This window comes from Streptomyces sp. Tu6071 (assembly GCF_000213055.1).
Taxonomy (GTDB): domain Bacteria; phylum Actinomycetota; class Actinomycetes; order Streptomycetales; family Streptomycetaceae; genus Streptomyces; species Streptomyces evansiae.
The window spans coordinates 896,350-913,507 of the sequence record NZ_CM001165.1 but is presented as its reverse complement, the minus strand read 5'-3'; the positions used below and the strand labels follow the sequence as shown (position 1 = coordinate 913,507).

Below are 17,158 nucleotides of genomic sequence, written 5' to 3'. Positions count from 1 at the left end.
TCATTAGAATCCCGCTACGCGTCTCCTTTTCACCGTCATGCGTCCGTCTGCAATAGCGTCCGCCCTCGCCTCAATAGCGAGCACGGCGCAAACAGCAAGGTCAATTTTGCGTTTACTGCGAGGGGAATCCTTCTGGATCAGGACGCCGGTTTCAGTACCGGCGGGAACCTCCCGAGTCACAGCGTTAAGGACATGCTGAGTAAGTTTTTTGTCCCCTTCGTGGGACAACTCCTGAACCATCACAGCAGAATGGAAACGCTCAATCGCCTGAACCATCCGTGTTGCTTTATTGGTCCAGAACTCAAATACACGGTCTTCCCCGCGACGATTGAAGCGAATAGCCCAACGGCCTAGCGCTTCCTGCCAATAGGGAGGATCGCCATACATCCACTCAACCCTGTATGTTGCAAAAGCGTTGATGACCGCCGCTTCAACGGCGAGCACATCAACTTCCCAATCCTCAGGCGCCTTTTCCGGTCGTTCCCAAAGGCCAATCACAAACAGCTTGGCGTCACGCAGGCGGACGCCCACAATCCCAGTCGCGTCCCCTCGGACTGAACCGTCAAAACCAATCGCTATCTGATCACCCGGTTTGATTGGGTCATTACCCTTATCGACCTGACACAGGTCCCAGGAGCCCTTTGACATCCACCCATCGGAGGATTCAGCAATAGCGTTAAAAAAGAAGCGAAGGTAGGTGCTGTCGGGGGTCGTACGGTCAAACAGAATGGTCTTAGTCAGACCCTCAATGTCCGCCCACGAAGCATCTCCATACGCCTCTAGGAGGGCCTGTCGAACCGCCTCAGTATTCCGGAGCTGGCTGACATCGATTGAGCCTTCTAGGCAGTCGTACAGCCAATGCCCCTGGAGAACCATTTCAGACTCGTGAATAGCCTGGGCAACGGAATCCTCATTCGGGTTATATGCGTTTGTAGTAGTGACCCAGCGACTACCGGCCTTAGCGGTTTTTTCAACATTTCGCTTGAGCACCTGATAGAAATCAGGACCCCCATTGGTTGAAATCCAGTGGTGCACCTCATCCATGAGTACGAATCACGTACCGTCCGGGCCCCGACAGGAATTAACCCATCGGGGCCCGAACAAAGGTCGGGCGATTCCCCTCGTTGGTGCGTCCAGCAGTAGCCCTAGGCTTAATGCTGCCGGGCTTGCCACTTTTGAACTGCACCGTAGATTTAGTGATCTCTAGGCCATACTCTTTTTCCGCTGGCGACTCAGACAAGAGACCGCGAATAAAGTCCATGGTCTGTTCCGTCTGGTCAAGAGCCGTAGCGCCAACCTGCACAACAGGAAGGGGGACTCGCTTCGCCTTTGGAAGCCCGAAGGCATCAAAGCCGTTGAAACGACTGGGGCCGATGAACTCCGTAATAGCAAGAGCGGCAAGCAGGGGTGTTTTACCCCAACCCTTAGCTCTACGGAGAGTCCCGGCACTGTACTTCCAAGTGCCATCAGGGTTGATGGCGTAGAACCACAAAACAAAACGCAATTGTTCCGGAGTGAATTTCCATGGCTCGCCCGCCGTGTCTCCGTCCGGCTGCACAATGTATTTCTGAGCCCAACGGATGATCCCATAACCGAGAGTTTCAGAAGGTTTTGGCACCCCTGCGGGCAGATTACCTGTCTGCATGGGCACTACCTCTATTCACTCAAAAGGTTAAAAAGCTCCTCGTCTAGAGCAGCATCAGAATTAGCCTCCGGTTCGCCGGAGTCTTTTGTTTCATCGGTTTTTACGGCCATACGCAGACGCGCGCGATCTTCAACCGTCGCACCCCATTTGGCTACCCGCTGGCGAATCTCCGCAGCATGTTTAACGTCGCCCAGGTAAAAAGCGTCAACCAACTTGGTTGTAATTTCCAACTCAGCCCAATCAGTCTCTAGCCACTGCTGAGCCTGCGTGGACGCGGCCCACGTCCTCCAGAACCGCGTAGCCCCCGTGGTTTTGATCCCCAGGGCCCGGGGGAGTGCGCGGGGCTCTTGGCCCATGCTCGCTAGCTCCTGTGCGTACGGATGTGCGTTGCGGCGGACTGCGTTCGGCTTGGGCTGTGGCCCTCTGGTCATAGGCGCACCTCGGGGAGGTCCAGGCCGTACAGGTCCGCCAGCTCCTCCAGGTCGAGGCGGGCCGCCTCACGCCATAGCCGCTGCTCTGCGGCCCTGCTGAGCCGGGCAGGTGCAGGGGCGTCCTCGTGCTCCTGGTCGTCGTCCTGCGGGCCTGCGTAGGGCATGGTGCCTCCGATAGAGAGATAGATATATGTGCGTGTTGGAGCGGTCGGACGCTCCGTGAGTCCAGGTGGCAGGGATCGAACCTGCGGCCCCCCGGTCCCAAGCCGGGCGCTCTACCACTGAGCTACACCTAGAAGAATTGGCCGAAATACGGCGAGAGCCCTTTACTGGGATCGAACCAGCGACACCCTGTTTACAAGACAGGTGCTCTGCCAACTGAGCTAAAAGGGCATTGTTTGTCCACCGGGAGGGATTTGAACCCCCACTAAGCGCGGTCTAAACGCGCCGCCTCTGCCAATTGGGCTACCGGTGGTCACGCTCCACACGTCATACGGCGGGCCGGGCTTACGTTCCCGAGTGACGTATATCCGTGTGAGCGCTGGTACCGTATCCAGGATTTGAACCTAGGACCCCCCGCGTATCAGGCGGATGCTCTAACCAGACTGAGCTAATACGGCGTGCTGTGTGCCCCCACAGAGAATCGAACTCTGTCCCTCGGGATGAAAGTCCGAGATCCTAACCAATAGACGATGGGGGCTTGAAATTGGTGGCGTACGGGATTTCCCGTTTGCTAGATATCCTCACGGTTGCTCGCGCGCGCAGTGCCGCTGCTCTCCCTAGCTCAGACGCCCGTACCCTCACCGGGATTCGAACCCGGAATCTCCTGACTGAGAATCAGGCGAGATAACCACTTACTCTATGAGAGCTTGGCAAACGCGGAAGGAATCGAACCTTCACATTCGGTTTTGGAGACCGACGCTCTACCGTTGAGCTACGCGAATGCGGCTCCCTGTTAAGGACTCGAACCCCAATTTCATGGTCCAGGGCCATGCGTGCTGCCGATTGCACCAACAGGGAAGGGTGCCCAGCCGGGTTCGAACCGGCAACCTCCGCGACCACAACGCGAGGCTCTAACCAATTGAGCTATGGGCACAGTGAATCAGGCAGGGGTCGAACCTGCATTTTCGAGCTTATGAGACTCGCGCTCTACCAATTAAGCTACCGATTCAAGAGCTACCGGTTTTTTGAGAAACCGGAAAGCCTATTGAAAACTGCCGCACTTCTGTTGTCTTTCGTCCGGATGAAACCCGGGGTTTAAGGAAGTCTCCTCGGCGGCAAGAGCATTATCACCTTGCGCCCCCTACCGGATTCGAACCGGCGATCTACGCCATGACAAGGCGTTGCCTTAGACCACTAGGCCAAGGAGGCAGGGAAGAGTGACACGGTTGCGCGGATTCGAACCGCTGCCGCTCAGGGCGGCCAGACCGTGCGGGCCCCGGGCCTCGCCTCATGCCCGGACTGCGAACCGTGTCACCCTCTCCCACGAAAGCGCAGGGGCGCTGCGGGTGCCCTGTACTCATGCGGGAGTTCGCTCCATGAATGGGCCGCAGCCCCGTATGGAGTCCGGCCCTTTCGGGCCTCGTGAATCCGGTCAGACTCGAACTGACGCTCCGAGGATTAAAAGTCCCCTGCTCTACCAACTGAGCTACGGATTCAATTCGGTTTTGCTCCCCAGGTCCCGAAAACTGGAATCCCATGATACTCGGCATGGGTACCTCGCTGATATGACTGGATTCGAACCAGTACCCCCCGGATTAACAGTCCAGTGCTCTACCGATTGAGCTACATACCATTAAGCCACCTTGGCGGCGGCGTGTTCTCACTTTAGACCGCTTGCGCGGTCCAGGTAATAGGTTTTGTTACGGTGGCAGGGCTTGCAGAGAACCCAGAGATTATCCAACTCCCACGTTCCGCCACGCGAAACGGGTACGATGTGGTCAACTTCCAGGTCTTTTAGCGCATTGCACTTCTGGCAGCGGAAATGATCCCGTGCCAGAACCCGGGCCCTCCTGCTGTTCCAATCACCGGGGCGGCTTGAATTCCTAGAAGAAGCCCTGTTCCAGCTTCTTCGGATTTGATGCTGTGAGCACCTGCCGTCTTTGGTGGTTTTAGACACACAACCTCGGTTCAAGCAGATTGAAGCCGCTCTAGGCATGTCCACCCCCTATTAGCTTGGGGCCCCGGGAGGTTTCTAGTCTGGCGCCCGGGGCCGTCCTGATTCTGGGCCGTTGCTCGACTGGGAGCAGCCTCAACCAGGAGCACCCGAAGAATCAGGAAACAAAACAGGGCCCCTCATGGGGCCCTGTCTATGTATTTCTAGTCTAGATAATTAACTGACAGACTCTAAGAGTCTGTCAGTAATAAGTTCTTTTTTGTTCTTCACTAGATACGTAGGTGAGACTGAGCAACCTAGGCACACCCCCAGGGGCAGATGAGATCCACGTCACACGGGGGGGTGAGAGTAGTTGCAGGAGGGGGATGCCCTGTGTACCCTCCTGAACTGCCAGGATGGTCAACCAACGAGCATAAAACGGGACAAGGTGACACTGTGGGGCTGCCCTCAGATCGCACGCTTTTGGAGCTGCACCATGAGTTCACCAATACCGAGATTGCTCGAATGTACGGTGTAAGTCACCAGGCCGTGTCAAAACGTCTTAGGGATATGAACGTTGAGCGATATCCTATCGCTAATGAAGTCAATGATTTGTTGCACAGATTCCTGGTAATTGAAAATGAGCACGCTGGGCTTCAAGCTGTAAAAAACTTGCGATTGTATATGCGCAGCCGCCTAGGAGATACTTTGTCAGAAAGGCAGGCGCATTCAGCCTGGCTTTGGAAGTGTCGTTTGCAAAATCAAGGCGTTATTTTGCGATATACCCCAAAAGATGTTAGGCCCTGGAGGTACGCAATCAGAGAGCCCCGGCACGGTTTGTTGGTTGTGGAGCTGCCACCAGCGTTTCAGCAGCCCGAAGGGCGAGCCCTGCGGGCGCTGACGCTGCCCACCCCTGAGGAGGACAGGGCGTGGGATGAGGACAGGGCGGCTGAAATGAGGTCTCATCAGAAGTGAGAGGTAGGTTACACAGGGTTGCATCTATCCGGAATCCACGGTTCCAACTCGCTTGCTGACAGCCCCCGTTGAGGTTCGACGGGGGCTGTTTTGGTGTGCGTCGGACGTTCGCACATCTAGTGCTGACCAGCGACGCAGCGTGAGGGTTGCGGTAGAGCTGGTGTGATCCAGGCCACACAAATATGCCAAGGGCGAGTGTCGGAGGCTAGGTGTACGGTGCGTGAAGAGGTCGGCACAAGAGAGCCACAACGAGCCACGGGGGGCGGGTATGTCGGTAGCAGCACAGCTAGTTCAGGCCATGGGGGCAGGGGCGTACACGCGTAGGGGGACGCTGGCTGCGGGCCTGCGCGACCCCGACTGCCGGATGCGCCGCGCGCGAGCGCCGTTCGCCAGCGACACGGTACTGATCGAGTGGCTTGAGACCTCCCTGTGTGGCCCGGTTGTCAGCATCACTCAGGCCACAGGACTGCTCGACGAGGACGGGCGGGACGCTGTCTACGCTTTGGCCCTCGAAATGAGTTACCCCCTCGCGCTCTGCGAAGTAATGTCAGAGGTCATCGACCGCCCCCACCGTAGTTTTCCGGGGAGCAAGTCTTACACCATCTCCTACTACTCGAAACGAGCTGTATTCAATGACTGATGCAGATTACCGGGGGCGCGTTGAAACGATGCCCCGATCGGTGAGCCAGACTGAACAGTATGAAAAGTGTGCCTGGCAGTTCTACCTTCAGAGGGTAGAGCGCGTGGTGCCTCGGCCTGCGGCGTGGAGTGCCCATGGCACGGCCTTTCACAGTGCCGCAGAGGCCCTAGAGCGGTCCGGGGGCAGCATGACCCTAGAGGAGGCCGTGCAGGCGTTCTCAGACCAGTACAGCGCTTTGATAAACAAGGGGCTTGCCAAAGAGGCTAATACGGATCTATGGATGTCTGCGGGCCCCTACAGTGGTGGGGAGGACATCGAGCGTCGCTACATTCTGGGACAGGAGCAGACTGCCCGCTATGTGGAATGGTGGAACGAGAACAAGCCCGAAATTTGGATGACTCCCAGCGGGGATCTAGCAATTGAGCTGTACTTCATTACTGAGCTAGGGGGTGTAAAAGTTCGTGGGTACATAGACCTTATTACCCTTGACGCGGACGATAACGCCCGAGTAAGGGACTTGAAGACCGGCACCACGAAGAGTAAGTTCCAGCTCGAAACCTACAAAACAGCCATCGAAAAGATCTATAATGTGCCTGTGCAGCGGGGGGATTGGTATTTCGGAAAGACTGGAGGACTCTCCCGCCCGCTTGCGCTTGATCAGGTATCCGAGTACGAAGTAGGGCAGCGATTCGCCAATATGGATGCGGGGGTCAAGCGAGGGGATTTCCCTGCCAACCCGGGATACGACTGCAATTTTTGTGACGTAAGTCACGCCTGTAGTGTTGCGCAAATAAAGCGTTGACACGGCTCCTATTTTTTTATCTACTAGTTGCAGGAGGGGGATAGAGAATGTATTCACTAGTGCAGAGTGCCCGCGAGCGAGGAGCAGCAGGGGCACCCCTCCCTAGCCCATTCAAAGGGCTATCCAAACTGGAAGTCGAGTTCCGGCGAGGAGAGTTCTCTCTCATAGCAGCAGGCCCCGGAACCGGTAAAAGCCTGTTTGCTGCAAACCTGGCCATGCATGGAAACCTGCCATGCTTGTACTTTTCCGCAGACTCCAATGCGGCAACACAGCTATCCCGTGCAACGGCCATGATTACCGGGGACAATGTGAGGGTCATCAAGAAAAAGCTTCTTGAAGGGACCTTCAATGAGTACGAAAGACAGCTAGCAGAGCGATGGTGGCTTCGGTTGAATTACGAAAGCCAGCCCACCCTGACGAGCCTGGAACTCGACATCCGTTCGTACAAGGAAGTTTTCGGGTGTTTCCCTCATCTCATTGTGGTAGACAACATTACGAATGTTGATGCCGGGCCCGCAGCAGCAGACATGTCCGCTTATTCTCAGAGCCTTGAAGGGCTCTGCGGATACCTTGACACGATGGCGCGGGCAACCCAGGCTCATGTGTTGTCGCTCCATCACGTAACGGGGGAATATTCTGACGGACTCAAGCCAATTCCCCTTTCGGGCGTAAAGGGGAAGATCAGTCGCGTTCCCAGCCTAGTTGTAACTCTCCACAAAGAAATTGACGGCATGGATGGCCGAATAATCCATGCAAGCCCCGTGAAGAACCGAGAAGGATTCGAGGATTCCAGCGGAGAGACCTTCGCGTCATTCGAGTTCAATAAGAGCAATATGCGCCTTACGGATCTTTTGGCAGAGTTCTAGTCCTATTTTTTTCTCCCCTGGTTGCACCAGGGGGATAGAGAGGTTGTGAAAATGATTAGCGTTGAGGCCCCGAAGAAGTCGTTTCGCAGCAAGGGCTACCGCCTGGAGCGTGAGTTCTCCTGGAACCTCGCAGAGCGATTCCCGAAGCTTGACCTTGGGGAAGCCGCAGAGGGGGAGAAGGCCGTACTCCTCGTCTACATCACGAACCCCCAGCGTATAGACATGGCCAGGTTTGCAGCAGACCTTCTGAAAGCCGCTCAGGGGGGTTACAGCAGCGCACTGGTGGGCGCCGTCGGATTCGGGACATCCAGCGCGGTGACGTTCTCGCTCATGCCTCTGTGGATGCTCGCTGAGAACTTGTCCGACCTGTCCACGGAAATCCTGGAACGAGCCCTAGAGCGAAAGCGGGAGAATGGCTGAGCCCCGGAGAGGATTCCGCCAATGCAAGAAGTGCGATAGGAACCGAGCTGACAGGTTCTTCACCGGACCGCGCGGAAAGACCTGTGCAAGCTGCCGTAAACAGGCTCGTCGCACCGCCTCTCGGGCATCGCGACTCCAAGCCACCTATGGGCTCAGCGCGGAGGACTATAAGAGACTCTTTGAGTATCAGGGCGGCGTTTGTGCCATCTGTCGAGAGCCCCGGAAAGCCAATTTGGCAGTGGATCACTGCCATAAGACAGAGGCTATCCGGGGCCTCTTGTGCCAGCGATGCAACGGGCATTTGCTGGCGAGAGGTGCCAGGGATCGCCCAGAAGTATTGCGGCGAGCTGCCGACTACCTAGAAAACTATCCCGCATGGCAAATACTGGGGCCCCGATACACGGACGGGCGCGGAACCCAATGAACGAAAAACCTCAAATATCTGAGATTTTCGCGCACTACTATCCCCAAATATCCTTCCCAGAACGGTCAGGGTGGCTCAAGATCCTGTGCCCTCTGCATACGGAATCCCGCCCAAGTGCGTCGATCAATCTTGAAAAGAATCGATGGACTTGTTTTGCCTGTGCCGTATCTGAGGATTCCTGGGACGTAATACAAAGAGAAGAGGAGGTGAATTATATTGGAGCTGTTGAGTGGGCACGTTCCCGGTTCAGTAGAAGCAGCGAAGCTGTATCATCAGCAGTTTCCTGGCAGTCCAGCGGAAGCCTATTTGGCCGCGAGGGGATTGTCGGAGGCAGTTCCACGGATGCGCCCAGGCTACGTAGGTTCGGCCAAGATTGGGCATGAGCATTACCTAGGCTACCTGACCATTCCTTATCTACGTCCAGCGGGTGGGCATTACGGAGTAGCAACCATCCGATTCCGCTGCATAGCCGACCAGTGCGTTAAAGACCCCGCAACAGGTGCCTATTATGCGCAGCTAGGCGAGAAAGAGCAGCACGGAGGACACAGTAAGTACAAATCCCAACCCGGTGACGGATCAAGGCTGTACAACACATCAGCCCTAATTTCCTCCTCCCCATATGTAGCACTCACAGAGGGGGAGTTTTCCGCCTGGGGTGTTGAGCTAGACGGAATCCCCGCCGTCGCCGTGCAAGGAGTGAGTACCTGGCGGGATTTCTTTATGCCCGCCTTCGTGGGCTACGAAAAGGTATTCATCCTCGGCGACGGCGACGCCGCCGGGGAGCAGTTCACCGAAAAAATGGCTGCGGCCATGAGTAACGGCGTGCCTGTGAAACTGCCAGAGGGCGAGGACCCTGATTCTCTGAGATTCCGCCAGGGGCCTGGGGCCATCCGGACGCTTCTGGGCCTTGACTGAAACAAGCACATATATGTAAGTCGGTATAGGGGAGAGGGAGCTACGTGGCGTTTGCAGAAGGGGATTTCGTCAAGGTGCGCGAATCTGAGGAAACTGGATTTTCTAAGAAAATCAGTGGGCGGCGAGGGGTAGTGTCCAACGTGGGTTCAAAAGACACTGCACCGTTTCCGTACCTTGTGCAGTTCGAGGGCGGCGGGAGCCTCTGTTTCAGTGCTGAGGAACTGGAGTCGGACTCTGACTCCACCAATTCGCCATCGCACTACACAAGTCACCCCAGCGGTATTGAATGCATCGAGATCGTGAAGCACATGAACTTCCCGATTGGCTCTGCGATCAAGTATTTGTGGCGTTGCGACCTCAAGCACAGCGATGGAGGGATTGAAGACCTCAAGAAGGCCCGCCAGTACATCGAAATTGAAATTGCGCGGCGCGAAGCTCTCAAGGTAAACTCTTAGGGAGAAGGCGTTGAAAGTATGGAGGGTATCCCATAGGGAAATTGTAAATTCTGGGGGTTTCCCTATCGGCCCGTACGGGAGTGAATGGATTCCCGCAGAGTCGTACGAACGCCTTTCCGACATGTACGACGAGCATCAGGACCATAGACACCCCTCGCCTAGAGCGTGCCGTATTCTAAAGGGCATAGCGCACTTTGAAAGCTGCGGGTTTGCGACTCGGGACAGCCTCTATGAGTGGTTTAACGGATACACTCAAATCCTTCAAAAACTAGGTTTTTGCATCCGGGAGTATGAGGTTCCTGACGAAGATGTGCGAGTTGGCGGATTTGGGCAAGCGGTATTCCGGCGACGAACAGCCAACGAAGTACGCATCAGTGAATTCCCAATCCGCTACGAACAACTCGCCCTAGACATAGCTGGCTGATGCATTTGTGGGGCCCGGCAAGTTATTTGCCGGGCCCCTTTCTCATACCCTAAAGTGAGGACGTAGAGCAAATGGGCGAAGACTTCCCGAAGCTGCCAGAAGGATACTTCTACCGAATCACAGAGTATTGGCTCTCCCCAGTGGTGGAAATTCGCCGCAAGAGGCTTATTGGTAGCGGACTCGTTTCATGCGCCGAAATCATCAACAACCCTCTTGTCAATCCAGATATGAGCGTTGAAGAACGCATCTGCAATGCCGCTAGCAGGGCTTGGCTGCGAGCACAAGAAACGTTTGAGTACGAGGAAACCGTAAAAGCCATTTCCAAAAAGTTCGGAGACTACAAATGAAGAAGACTATTGCCACCCTGGCCCTACTCACCGTTGTCAGTATCGGCGCAGTCGGGTGCTCTAAGTTCACGGAGCCGTTTAAGGACGCCCCAAAGGGGGACCGCAACAATGCCCCCATGGACATCATTACCGGGGCGGACGGGTTCTCCAATACGGGCACAAAGTGCGATCACGGAAACCGTATTTACGTGGTCTACCACTCCGACTCCCCCTACGGTTCTGTAGCAGTCTCTCCGCAGGACCCCACCTGCCGTTAAGGAGTGCACATGACTGAACCGATTCGGCCCAAGTGGCACACCCGCCGGGGGCTCGTCCTGGCCCTCCTGGAGGGAGGCGGCTGGGTTACCACAGCAGACCTCAATACCCCGTGGTGTGGGGGAAGTTCCGGGGACAGACGTATGCGGGAGCTGCGGGCGGACGGATGGCCTATCGAGCGCCGCACCGTACGAGGCCGCGCAGGACACGAGTACCGCCTGACCACAGCTCCACCCCAGAGGCCTCTAGCCCTATTCGACATGGATCAGGAGATCATTTGAAGCGCATCATCGTAATCAGTGACGTACAGGCCCCGTACGAGGACCGCAGGGCCCTCCGTAACGTAATCAATTTCATTGGGGATTATCAGCCTGATGAAGTGGTACAGATTGGTGACCTTGTGGATTACCCGGCTCCCTCCCGGTGGAGTGCGGGCACAAGGGCCGAATTTGAGGGCAACGTAATCGAAGATTCCGAGTATACGAAAAAGAACTTCCTTGAGCCTCTGCGAGCCGTTTATGATGGACCTGTAGGCATCCTTGAAGGGAACCACGACGAACGGCCCCGAAAGTATCTGAGCAAAAACGCACCCGCTCTTGCCTCGTCGGAATTCTTCAAATTCGAGAACCTTCTAGACTTCAACGGGTATGGGGTGACTAAGCTCAGCCCCTACTATGAGATTGCCCCCGGGTGGGTTGCAATACACGGGCACGAATCGCCCGGACTCAACGGTATTGCGGGCCGTACTGCCGCAGCGAAGGCAAAAAAGGCCGGGGTCTCTATAGTCATGGGCCACACTCACCGCTTGGCCATTTCTCCGGAATCCACAGGATACGCGGGAAAGCTTAAGACCATCTACGGTTTTGAAGTTGGTCACCTTATGGATGTCCGAAGCGCTTCGTATCTGCGGGGAGGCCCTGCCAACTGGCAGAAGGGCATTGGGATGCTCTACGTGGGAAAGTACGAGGCCACCCCTCAGGCGGTACCCATTTCGAATGACGGATCTTTCATTGTTGAGGGTGAGCGTTATGGGAAGCTCGTTCGAGGTGCAGGAGGAAAGTTCGCCCGCAAGGAGAGTGCTAATTGACCACAGCGACCGTATCCATGGATTGGGAAAACCTCAGCGCTCTAGCTGATCGTGTAGCCGCAAATATCGCCCGCGAATGGGGTGTTGTTGAAAAGGACGATGTAAAGCAGGAGATTCTTGCTCACGCTTATGAACATCGCAAGGCCATTGAGGCTGTCTATCCTGACGAAGCGTTCATCTGGAAGATTTTTAGGAAGGCGGGGCATCAGTACGCATCCCGAGAGCGTGACGCCCGAGACCTTCTAGACGATCAGTACTACTACACCCCCGACGAGGCGAAGCAGGCACTACAGAGTTTCGTCTACACCGACGAGGAGATCGGGGCCCTCATGGGCCGTGAGGACGACCTCACGAGGGCCCGAGTATCCGACAACATCTCGTCAGCCCGACTCGACGCAGAGACCGGCCTCAGACGGCTCCCAGAGCGGTACAGGGGCCTCCTGGAGCGGCACTACGTCGAAGGCATCCCCCTCACTAACCGTGCCGACTCCGTGGCCTGCTCGCGTGCCCTCATTGCACTGTCCAAGGCCATGAATCGGCAGATCCGCAGCAACAACCTGGAGAAGATTTGACAGAGTTTAAGACCGAAACCGCGAGGACTGTATATGAACGCACCTACTCCCGTATTCGGGCAGATGGCACCCCCGAGACTTGGCCGGATACCGTACGCCGAGTGGTAGACGGAAACCTAGCGCTCGTAGAGCCCCGATATGTTTACGAGGGTGAACGCGAAGACCTCATCTCAATGATGACCGATTTCAAAATCCTTCCCGCTGGAAGGCACCTGAAGTCGTCCGGGGTAAGTGATTTCGCACTGAATAACTGTTGGGCCGCAGGCTGGAACCCTAACATTCCCGCAGAGCATTTCACCTTCACCCTTCTCCGCCTTGCGGAGGGCGGGGGAGTAGGAGCGAATTACTCGAAGAAGTATTTTAAGGGATTCCCCCTCATCGGGCCTCCAGTCCAGGTGCACATAGTATGCGACCCTTCACACCCTGATTACGAAGAACTCTCCACAGTTATCTCCCACAAGTACGATCACAAGTCCCCTTACGCCTACGAAGTGGAAGACTCCCGCGAGGGGTGGGCACGCGCACTGGAAGACCTCATTGGCACAGCGCATGAGCCCGGGGAAGGATCTCGCGACAGGATTTACGATGTAAGCCAGGTCCGGGCAAAGGGAAGCCCTCTGGAAAGTTTTGGTGGTACAGCTTCCGGCCCCCTGCCCTTTGCTCTCATGCTGGTTGAGATTGGGGAAATCCTCAGCGAGGAAGAAGGGGAGCCCCTTAACGGCACGGCCGCAATGGAAATTGACCACGCCATTGCCAAGTGCATTATTTCCGGGGGCGTGCGCCGCTCCGCCCGCATGTCCATCATGCATTGGGCTGATCCCCGTATCGGAGAGTTCATGCGCCTCAAGAAGTACGGGGGGCATTGGACTACGAATATCAGCGTCGAAATTGACAATGAGTTTCTTGCGCAGGTCGCCGAAAGGGACTCCTGGGCAAGGTTTGTCTTTCAGCGCATCACAGAGGGGATGCTAAGGAACGGCGAGCCGGGGGTCTGGAATTCCTCCCTAAGCGCAGAAGGGGAGGTCGATGGGGTTTACACCACGAATCCCTGTGGAGAGGCGACACTCACCCCCTGGGAGCCCTGCAATCTCGGCTCCGTGAACCTGGGCGCGTTCGTCTCCCCTGGCGGCAGTGTTGACCGTACGGGCCTCCTCCAGGCGCACGCCCTTATGACCAGGTATCTGCTGCGAGCTACTTTCGCATCAGTATCGGATTTCAGGTCCCGCAAGGCGATCTCGCGTTACAGGCGCATCGGGGTGGGTCACTTTGGGTTTGCTGACTACCTCGCCAAGCGGGGGATTAAATACTCAGACGCATGGTGCAATACGAGCGTCATTCTTGAGCTGGAAGAACTTGCTCACGCTGTAGACGAAGTTGCAATCGAGTACGCTAATGCTCTGCGAATCGCTGTCCCCATCAAGAAGCGGGTTATTGCTCCCACGGGCACAATTTCCAAGTTGGCCGGAGTAAGCGGTGAGGGCATTCACGCCCCATTTGCTGATTACTTCATCCGCCGCATTAGGTTCTCCTCCCTGGAACCCGCAGAAGCGTCAAAGATTGAAGAATATCGTGCCGCAGGATATCTGGTTGAGCCGGATAAGGTAGCAGCGAATACAATGGTTGTTGCTATTCCGACCAAAGACCCTCTAGTTGATCTGGTTCAAGATGCTGGGATGATTGAACATGCAGGAATGCTCCAGGTTACAGACATGCTACGGGTGCAGGAGCTATATCAATCTGCTTGGGCTGACCAAGCAGTTTCATACACTGCAAACGTAGACCCCAAGGAATACACTCCGGAAAGTCTACAGAATTGCTTGCGAGACTACCTGTTCCACCTCAAGGGCACTACCGTTTTCCCTGAAATGTCCTTCGAGCAGCCCCCGTACGAGAGAATCACTAAGGAGGAATACGAGCGACTTACCCGTAAGATCGGAACGGAAACTTCCGATACTTCTTACGACGAGGTTTGCGCTTCTGGCGCCTGCCCAATCTGATCCGCCCCGTTTTCAACCATCTCGACTCTTCTTGTTCCATGGAGGAATGTTTATGACCACTGCTTACCCTGATCCGTTTGAGAACACGTCCCCCTGGGATGAGCCCACGCAGCAGCCCGAATCGCCTAGCGTGCCCGTTCCGCAGAGCCCAGAGCCGTCCGTACCCTCTAACCCCCTCAACCCCTTCGTTATCGGCCTCACGCTTAAGGCTTCCTCCGGTTATGAGGCTGAGTGGATTACCCCCAAGGTGTACGGGAGCACAGCGGAAGAGGCAGCCACACGGACTGTCGAGCTGGTCAATGCCCTGGCCACTCATGGCGTCATTGATCGGGTATCCAAGGCCGCCGCGTACACCCGGTCCCAGTACAAGGGAGCTGGGAAGCCGCCTGCCTCTAGCGCGTCAGCCCCCAAGACCTTCGTAGGGGGAAAGGTCGTTACGGCCTCCGGTGGGGACGACAGGGGCGTCACGACCTGCGAGCACGGAGAGCGCACACACCGTACGGGCGCGAACTGGGAGGCCATGTTCTGCCCGGCCCGCGAGAAGTCCGAACAGTGTGACCCTGCTTGGCTCAACAAGAAGAGCGGGAAGTTTGAAGTGAAGTAATCGCAAGTTGTTGAGATAAGCCCTTGATTGATGGGGGCCGGGTTATCCCGGCCCCCATTTCCTTTGGAGAATCGTTGGAACCTGTCAATAGTCAGGCGAACAATATGACCGGGCATGGAAAGACCCCGGAGTTTATTGTCTCATTCATTGTCCAAGGGGTGTATTGGTCAAAGCCGGAAATGCATAGGGTGGCTGTAAGTGATGCACAAGTACGCAATATGCTGCGAGGACTTGTTGCACGACATGGCAGCCGCGTAAGCATTCGGGTGCACGTGATCGGAACCCTAGTGGATGTCACCGGCCGGTACCTTCTAGCAGAAAACTAGGTGTTGCCCTTGATTGATATTGAATACACCCTCAAGGGTGAGAAAATTAGGATTCACGCAGTTGAAGATACTGGTGACCTGATTCCGTTTTTCCGCTTCACTGCCACCAATCCAGTTATGGGCTTCGATACTGAGACAACGGGGCTGGACTGGTGGAATTGGGGCAATGGATTCCATTGCCGCCTAGCACAGTTCGGAAACAGAAGCGAAGCCTACGTACTCCCTGTCGAGCGAGGCACCAAATTTGCCAGTGCCGCACGAATTGCCCTGAGGGATTCAGAACGAGTCATCACGCATAATGGCGCATCATTTGATGCTCACGTTGCCGAGGTAGCTCTAGGGATTCCTATGGAGCAGCTTTCCCCAAAGATCATCGACACCAAACCCACTAGCCACCTCGTTGATCCGAGGGCGGTTAAGGAGGGTGGCCCAGGGGCCAAACTGGAAGAGCTAATCAAGTTCTACATTGACGCAGGGGCAGCCGAAGAAGTAAAAGGCTCAATGACTGCCCTCGCTAAAAAGTACAAGGTAAAGAAAGAGGAGATATGGTCCCTGGTTGATCTTTTCGACAAGGATTTTTTGCTTTACGCGGGGATGGACCCCGTTTGGGCCTTCCGGCTTTTCGATATTCTGTACCACAAGATTCCCTCACGCTCTATGCAAAAGGGGCTCTTTGCTTGGGAGCATCGCACAGCGTATGTGACAAGCCTAATGGAGCGCACGGGTTACGCTCACGACTTGGAATACGCAGAGCGCGAATGCGTTAATCTCACCAACCAGCAAAGGGAGTGGGAAAGCAAAGCTCAGACCCTAGGGGTTGAGAATGTCAACTCCAATCAGCAAATCATTGACCGGCTTACCGTACTGGGCTACAAACTTACAAAGAAGACGAAGAAGGGGAACATTAGTGTTGATGACGATGTGTTGACCTCCATTGCGCATCCCCTTACCGAAGCAATTGTGAATGCTAAGAAGGCTGGCAAGTGGCGGAAGACCTGGTTTGAGAGCGCTATTAAGGGGCGTGACAAGAACGGTCGCGTGCATTGCTCGATAAATTCTTGCCAGGCCAGAACAGCCCGCATGACAATTACCGGAGCTATTCCGGCACAGACCCTCCCGGCAGGTGACCCCTACGTGAGACACGAATTCTTGGCCGATGCCGCTGTACTGGGCGAGAATGGAGAAGTGCTAGAAGAGGAGCACGTTTCTTGTTCTATCGACTTCTCTAATATGGAACTCCGCGTCATGGCCGCCGCATCCGGTGATCCAGTCATGTTGGACGCATTCAACCGTGGAATTGACCTCCACAACATTACCGCGATTGCGGCCTTTGGCCCCATGCCTGAGGGAATGACGAAGCACCCCAAGCGGAAAGCGGGAAAGGGAACCAATTTCGCTGTAGGGTTCGGAGGAGGCTGGAAGGCGGTCACAGACGGTTTCGGGGTTCCGGAACCTGATGCCAAGAAGGCTGTAGAAGCCTTCTGGGGCACCTATAAGGGTGTCAAGCGTTTCGCTGATCAGCTACAGCGGCAGGCGATACGTACGGGGCACATCTACACAGCGACCGGGCGGCGCATTCCCGTAGACAAGACACGCCCATACGCAGCCCTCAACTACTACATTCAGTCCTCAGCTCGCGATATCACAGTCCGGGCCCTCCTCGAACTCCACAAGGCTGGATATACCCCGTGGATGCGGCTCGTAATTCATGACGAAATCGTGTTCAGTTTCCCAAAGAGCCGAGCCGAAGAGCTTGCGGCTAAGGCCGCAGAGATCATGACTTTCACATTCAAGGGACTCGTTATCCCCGCTGAGGTTGAGATCGGGGCACGGTCCTGGGGCTCAGTCCTCGAAGCCGAAAACAGCAAACACTAGAAA

General features: G+C 55.7%; 18 protein-coding genes and 11 tRNA genes. 13 read left to right on the top strand and 16 right to left on the bottom strand.

Features of this window, described 5'->3' with window-relative positions; genetic code table 11:
* Positions 1-3: 3 nt before the first annotated feature.
* The 16 genes from STTU_RS32145 to STTU_RS36155 form a co-directional block, all read right to left on the bottom strand.
* Positions 4-1,044, bottom strand: coding sequence for a phage terminase family protein (locus tag STTU_RS32145; protein WP_234019132.1), 1,041 nt, complete (start codon positions 1,042-1,044; stop codon positions 4-6).
* A 37-nt stretch (positions 1,045-1,081) separates the two neighbouring features.
* A complete protein-coding gene (locus tag STTU_RS32140) occupies positions 1,082-1,645 on the bottom strand; it encodes a hypothetical protein (protein ID WP_234019131.1) in 564 nt (187 codons plus the stop codon).
* Between the two features lie 11 nt (positions 1,646-1,656).
* Entirely contained in the window at positions 1,657-1,875 is a 219-nt protein-coding gene (locus tag STTU_RS35185) for a hypothetical protein (protein ID WP_234019130.1), read from the bottom strand.
* Positions 1,876-2,072: 197 nt separating this feature from the next.
* The gene (locus STTU_RS34510; protein ID WP_007819982.1) at positions 2,073-2,240 is read right to left on the bottom strand and encodes a hypothetical protein; all 168 of its coding nucleotides are present in this window, start codon (positions 2,238-2,240) and stop codon (positions 2,073-2,075) included.
* 60 nt (positions 2,241-2,300) lie between these two features.
* A tRNA-Pro gene (locus tag STTU_RS03835) sits at positions 2,301-2,372 on the bottom strand.
* A 24-nt stretch (positions 2,373-2,396) separates the two neighbouring features.
* Positions 2,397-2,469 (bottom strand) — tRNA-Thr (locus STTU_RS03830).
* Positions 2,470-2,477: 8 nt separating this feature from the next.
* A tRNA-Leu gene (locus STTU_RS03825) sits at positions 2,478-2,551 on the bottom strand.
* A gap of 67 nt (positions 2,552-2,618) precedes the next feature.
* Positions 2,619-2,696 (bottom strand) — tRNA-Ile (locus STTU_RS03820).
* Between the two features lie 8 nt (positions 2,697-2,704).
* Positions 2,705-2,776 (bottom strand) — tRNA-Glu (locus tag STTU_RS03815).
* A 95-nt stretch (positions 2,777-2,871) separates the two neighbouring features.
* Positions 2,872-2,945: transfer RNA gene (locus tag STTU_RS03810), tRNA-Glu, on the bottom strand.
* A gap of 153 nt (positions 2,946-3,098) precedes the next feature.
* Positions 3,099-3,172 (bottom strand) — tRNA-His (locus tag STTU_RS03795).
* A 2-nt stretch (positions 3,173-3,174) separates the two neighbouring features.
* A tRNA-Met gene (locus STTU_RS03790) sits at positions 3,175-3,247 on the bottom strand.
* Between the two features lie 126 nt (positions 3,248-3,373).
* A tRNA-Asp gene (locus tag STTU_RS03785) sits at positions 3,374-3,447 on the bottom strand.
* Between the two features lie 214 nt (positions 3,448-3,661).
* Positions 3,662-3,734: transfer RNA gene (locus STTU_RS03780), tRNA-Lys, on the bottom strand.
* 64 nt (positions 3,735-3,798) lie between these two features.
* A tRNA-Asn gene (locus STTU_RS03775) sits at positions 3,799-3,871 on the bottom strand.
* Between the two features lie 27 nt (positions 3,872-3,898).
* Positions 3,899-4,234 (bottom strand): HNH endonuclease signature motif containing protein, encoded by a 336-nt coding sequence (locus tag STTU_RS36155; protein ID WP_086021171.1) that lies wholly within the window; start codon positions 4,232-4,234, stop codon positions 3,899-3,901.
* Between the two features lie 1,544 nt (positions 4,235-5,778).
* Between STTU_RS36155 and STTU_RS32630 the strand changes: the two genes are divergently transcribed.
* From STTU_RS32630 to STTU_RS32125, 13 genes are all read left to right on the top strand, one after another.
* Positions 5,779-6,588: a PD-(D/E)XK nuclease family protein gene (locus STTU_RS32630; protein ID WP_234019129.1), complete on the top strand. Its 810-nt coding sequence runs from the start codon at positions 5,779-5,781 to the stop codon at positions 6,586-6,588.
* A 47-nt stretch (positions 6,589-6,635) separates the two neighbouring features.
* Entirely contained in the window at positions 6,636-7,454 is an 819-nt protein-coding gene (locus STTU_RS32625; RefSeq protein WP_043254023.1) for an AAA family ATPase, read from the top strand.
* A 51-nt stretch (positions 7,455-7,505) separates the two neighbouring features.
* Positions 7,506-7,874, top strand: coding sequence for a hypothetical protein (locus STTU_RS03755; RefSeq protein WP_043254022.1), 369 nt, complete (start codon positions 7,506-7,508; stop codon positions 7,872-7,874).
* Entirely contained in the window at positions 7,867-8,298 is a 432-nt protein-coding gene (locus STTU_RS32620; protein ID WP_043254020.1) for an endonuclease VII domain-containing protein, read from the top strand. The genes STTU_RS03755 and STTU_RS32620 overlap by 8 nt, the downstream gene beginning before the upstream one ends.
* Complete coding sequence (locus STTU_RS36150) at positions 8,250-8,681, top strand: CHC2 zinc finger domain-containing protein (protein ID WP_078518909.1); 432 nt, start codon at positions 8,250-8,252, stop codon at positions 8,679-8,681. Before STTU_RS32620 ends, STTU_RS36150 begins: the two co-directional genes overlap by 49 nt.
* Positions 8,682-9,018: 337 nt before the next feature.
* The gene (locus tag STTU_RS32610) at positions 9,019-9,213 is read left to right on the top strand and encodes a hypothetical protein (protein WP_007819977.1); all 195 of its coding nucleotides are present in this window, start codon (positions 9,019-9,021) and stop codon (positions 9,211-9,213) included.
* 44 nt (positions 9,214-9,257) lie between these two features.
* A complete protein-coding gene (locus STTU_RS34830; protein ID WP_199784996.1) occupies positions 9,258-9,668 on the top strand; it encodes a DUF3310 domain-containing protein in 411 nt (136 codons plus the stop codon).
* Positions 9,669-10,163: 495 nt separating this feature from the next.
* Positions 10,164-10,439, top strand: coding sequence for a hypothetical protein (locus STTU_RS34505; RefSeq protein ID WP_158678769.1), 276 nt, complete (start codon positions 10,164-10,166; stop codon positions 10,437-10,439).
* Positions 10,440-10,971: 532 nt separating this feature from the next.
* Entirely contained in the window at positions 10,972-11,781 is an 810-nt protein-coding gene (locus STTU_RS32595; RefSeq protein WP_199784995.1) for a metallophosphoesterase, read from the top strand.
* Positions 11,778-12,353, top strand: a complete 576-nt coding sequence (locus STTU_RS03725; RefSeq protein ID WP_234019128.1) for a hypothetical protein — start codon at positions 11,778-11,780, stop codon at positions 12,351-12,353. Before STTU_RS32595 ends, STTU_RS03725 begins: the two co-directional genes overlap by 4 nt.
* Positions 12,350-14,350: a ribonucleoside-triphosphate reductase, adenosylcobalamin-dependent gene (nrdJ, locus tag STTU_RS32130; RefSeq protein WP_052862313.1), complete on the top strand. Its 2,001-nt coding sequence runs from the start codon at positions 12,350-12,352 to the stop codon at positions 14,348-14,350. Before STTU_RS03725 ends, nrdJ begins: the two co-directional genes overlap by 4 nt.
* Before the next feature lie 52 nt (positions 14,351-14,402).
* Positions 14,403-14,954 (top strand): hypothetical protein, encoded by a 552-nt coding sequence (locus tag STTU_RS32375; RefSeq protein WP_063894599.1) that lies wholly within the window; start codon positions 14,403-14,405, stop codon positions 14,952-14,954.
* A 326-nt stretch (positions 14,955-15,280) separates the two neighbouring features.
* Entirely contained in the window at positions 15,281-17,155 is a 1,875-nt protein-coding gene (locus STTU_RS32125) for a DNA polymerase (RefSeq protein WP_007819962.1), read from the top strand.
* The last annotated feature ends 3 nt before the right edge of the window (positions 17,156-17,158 follow it).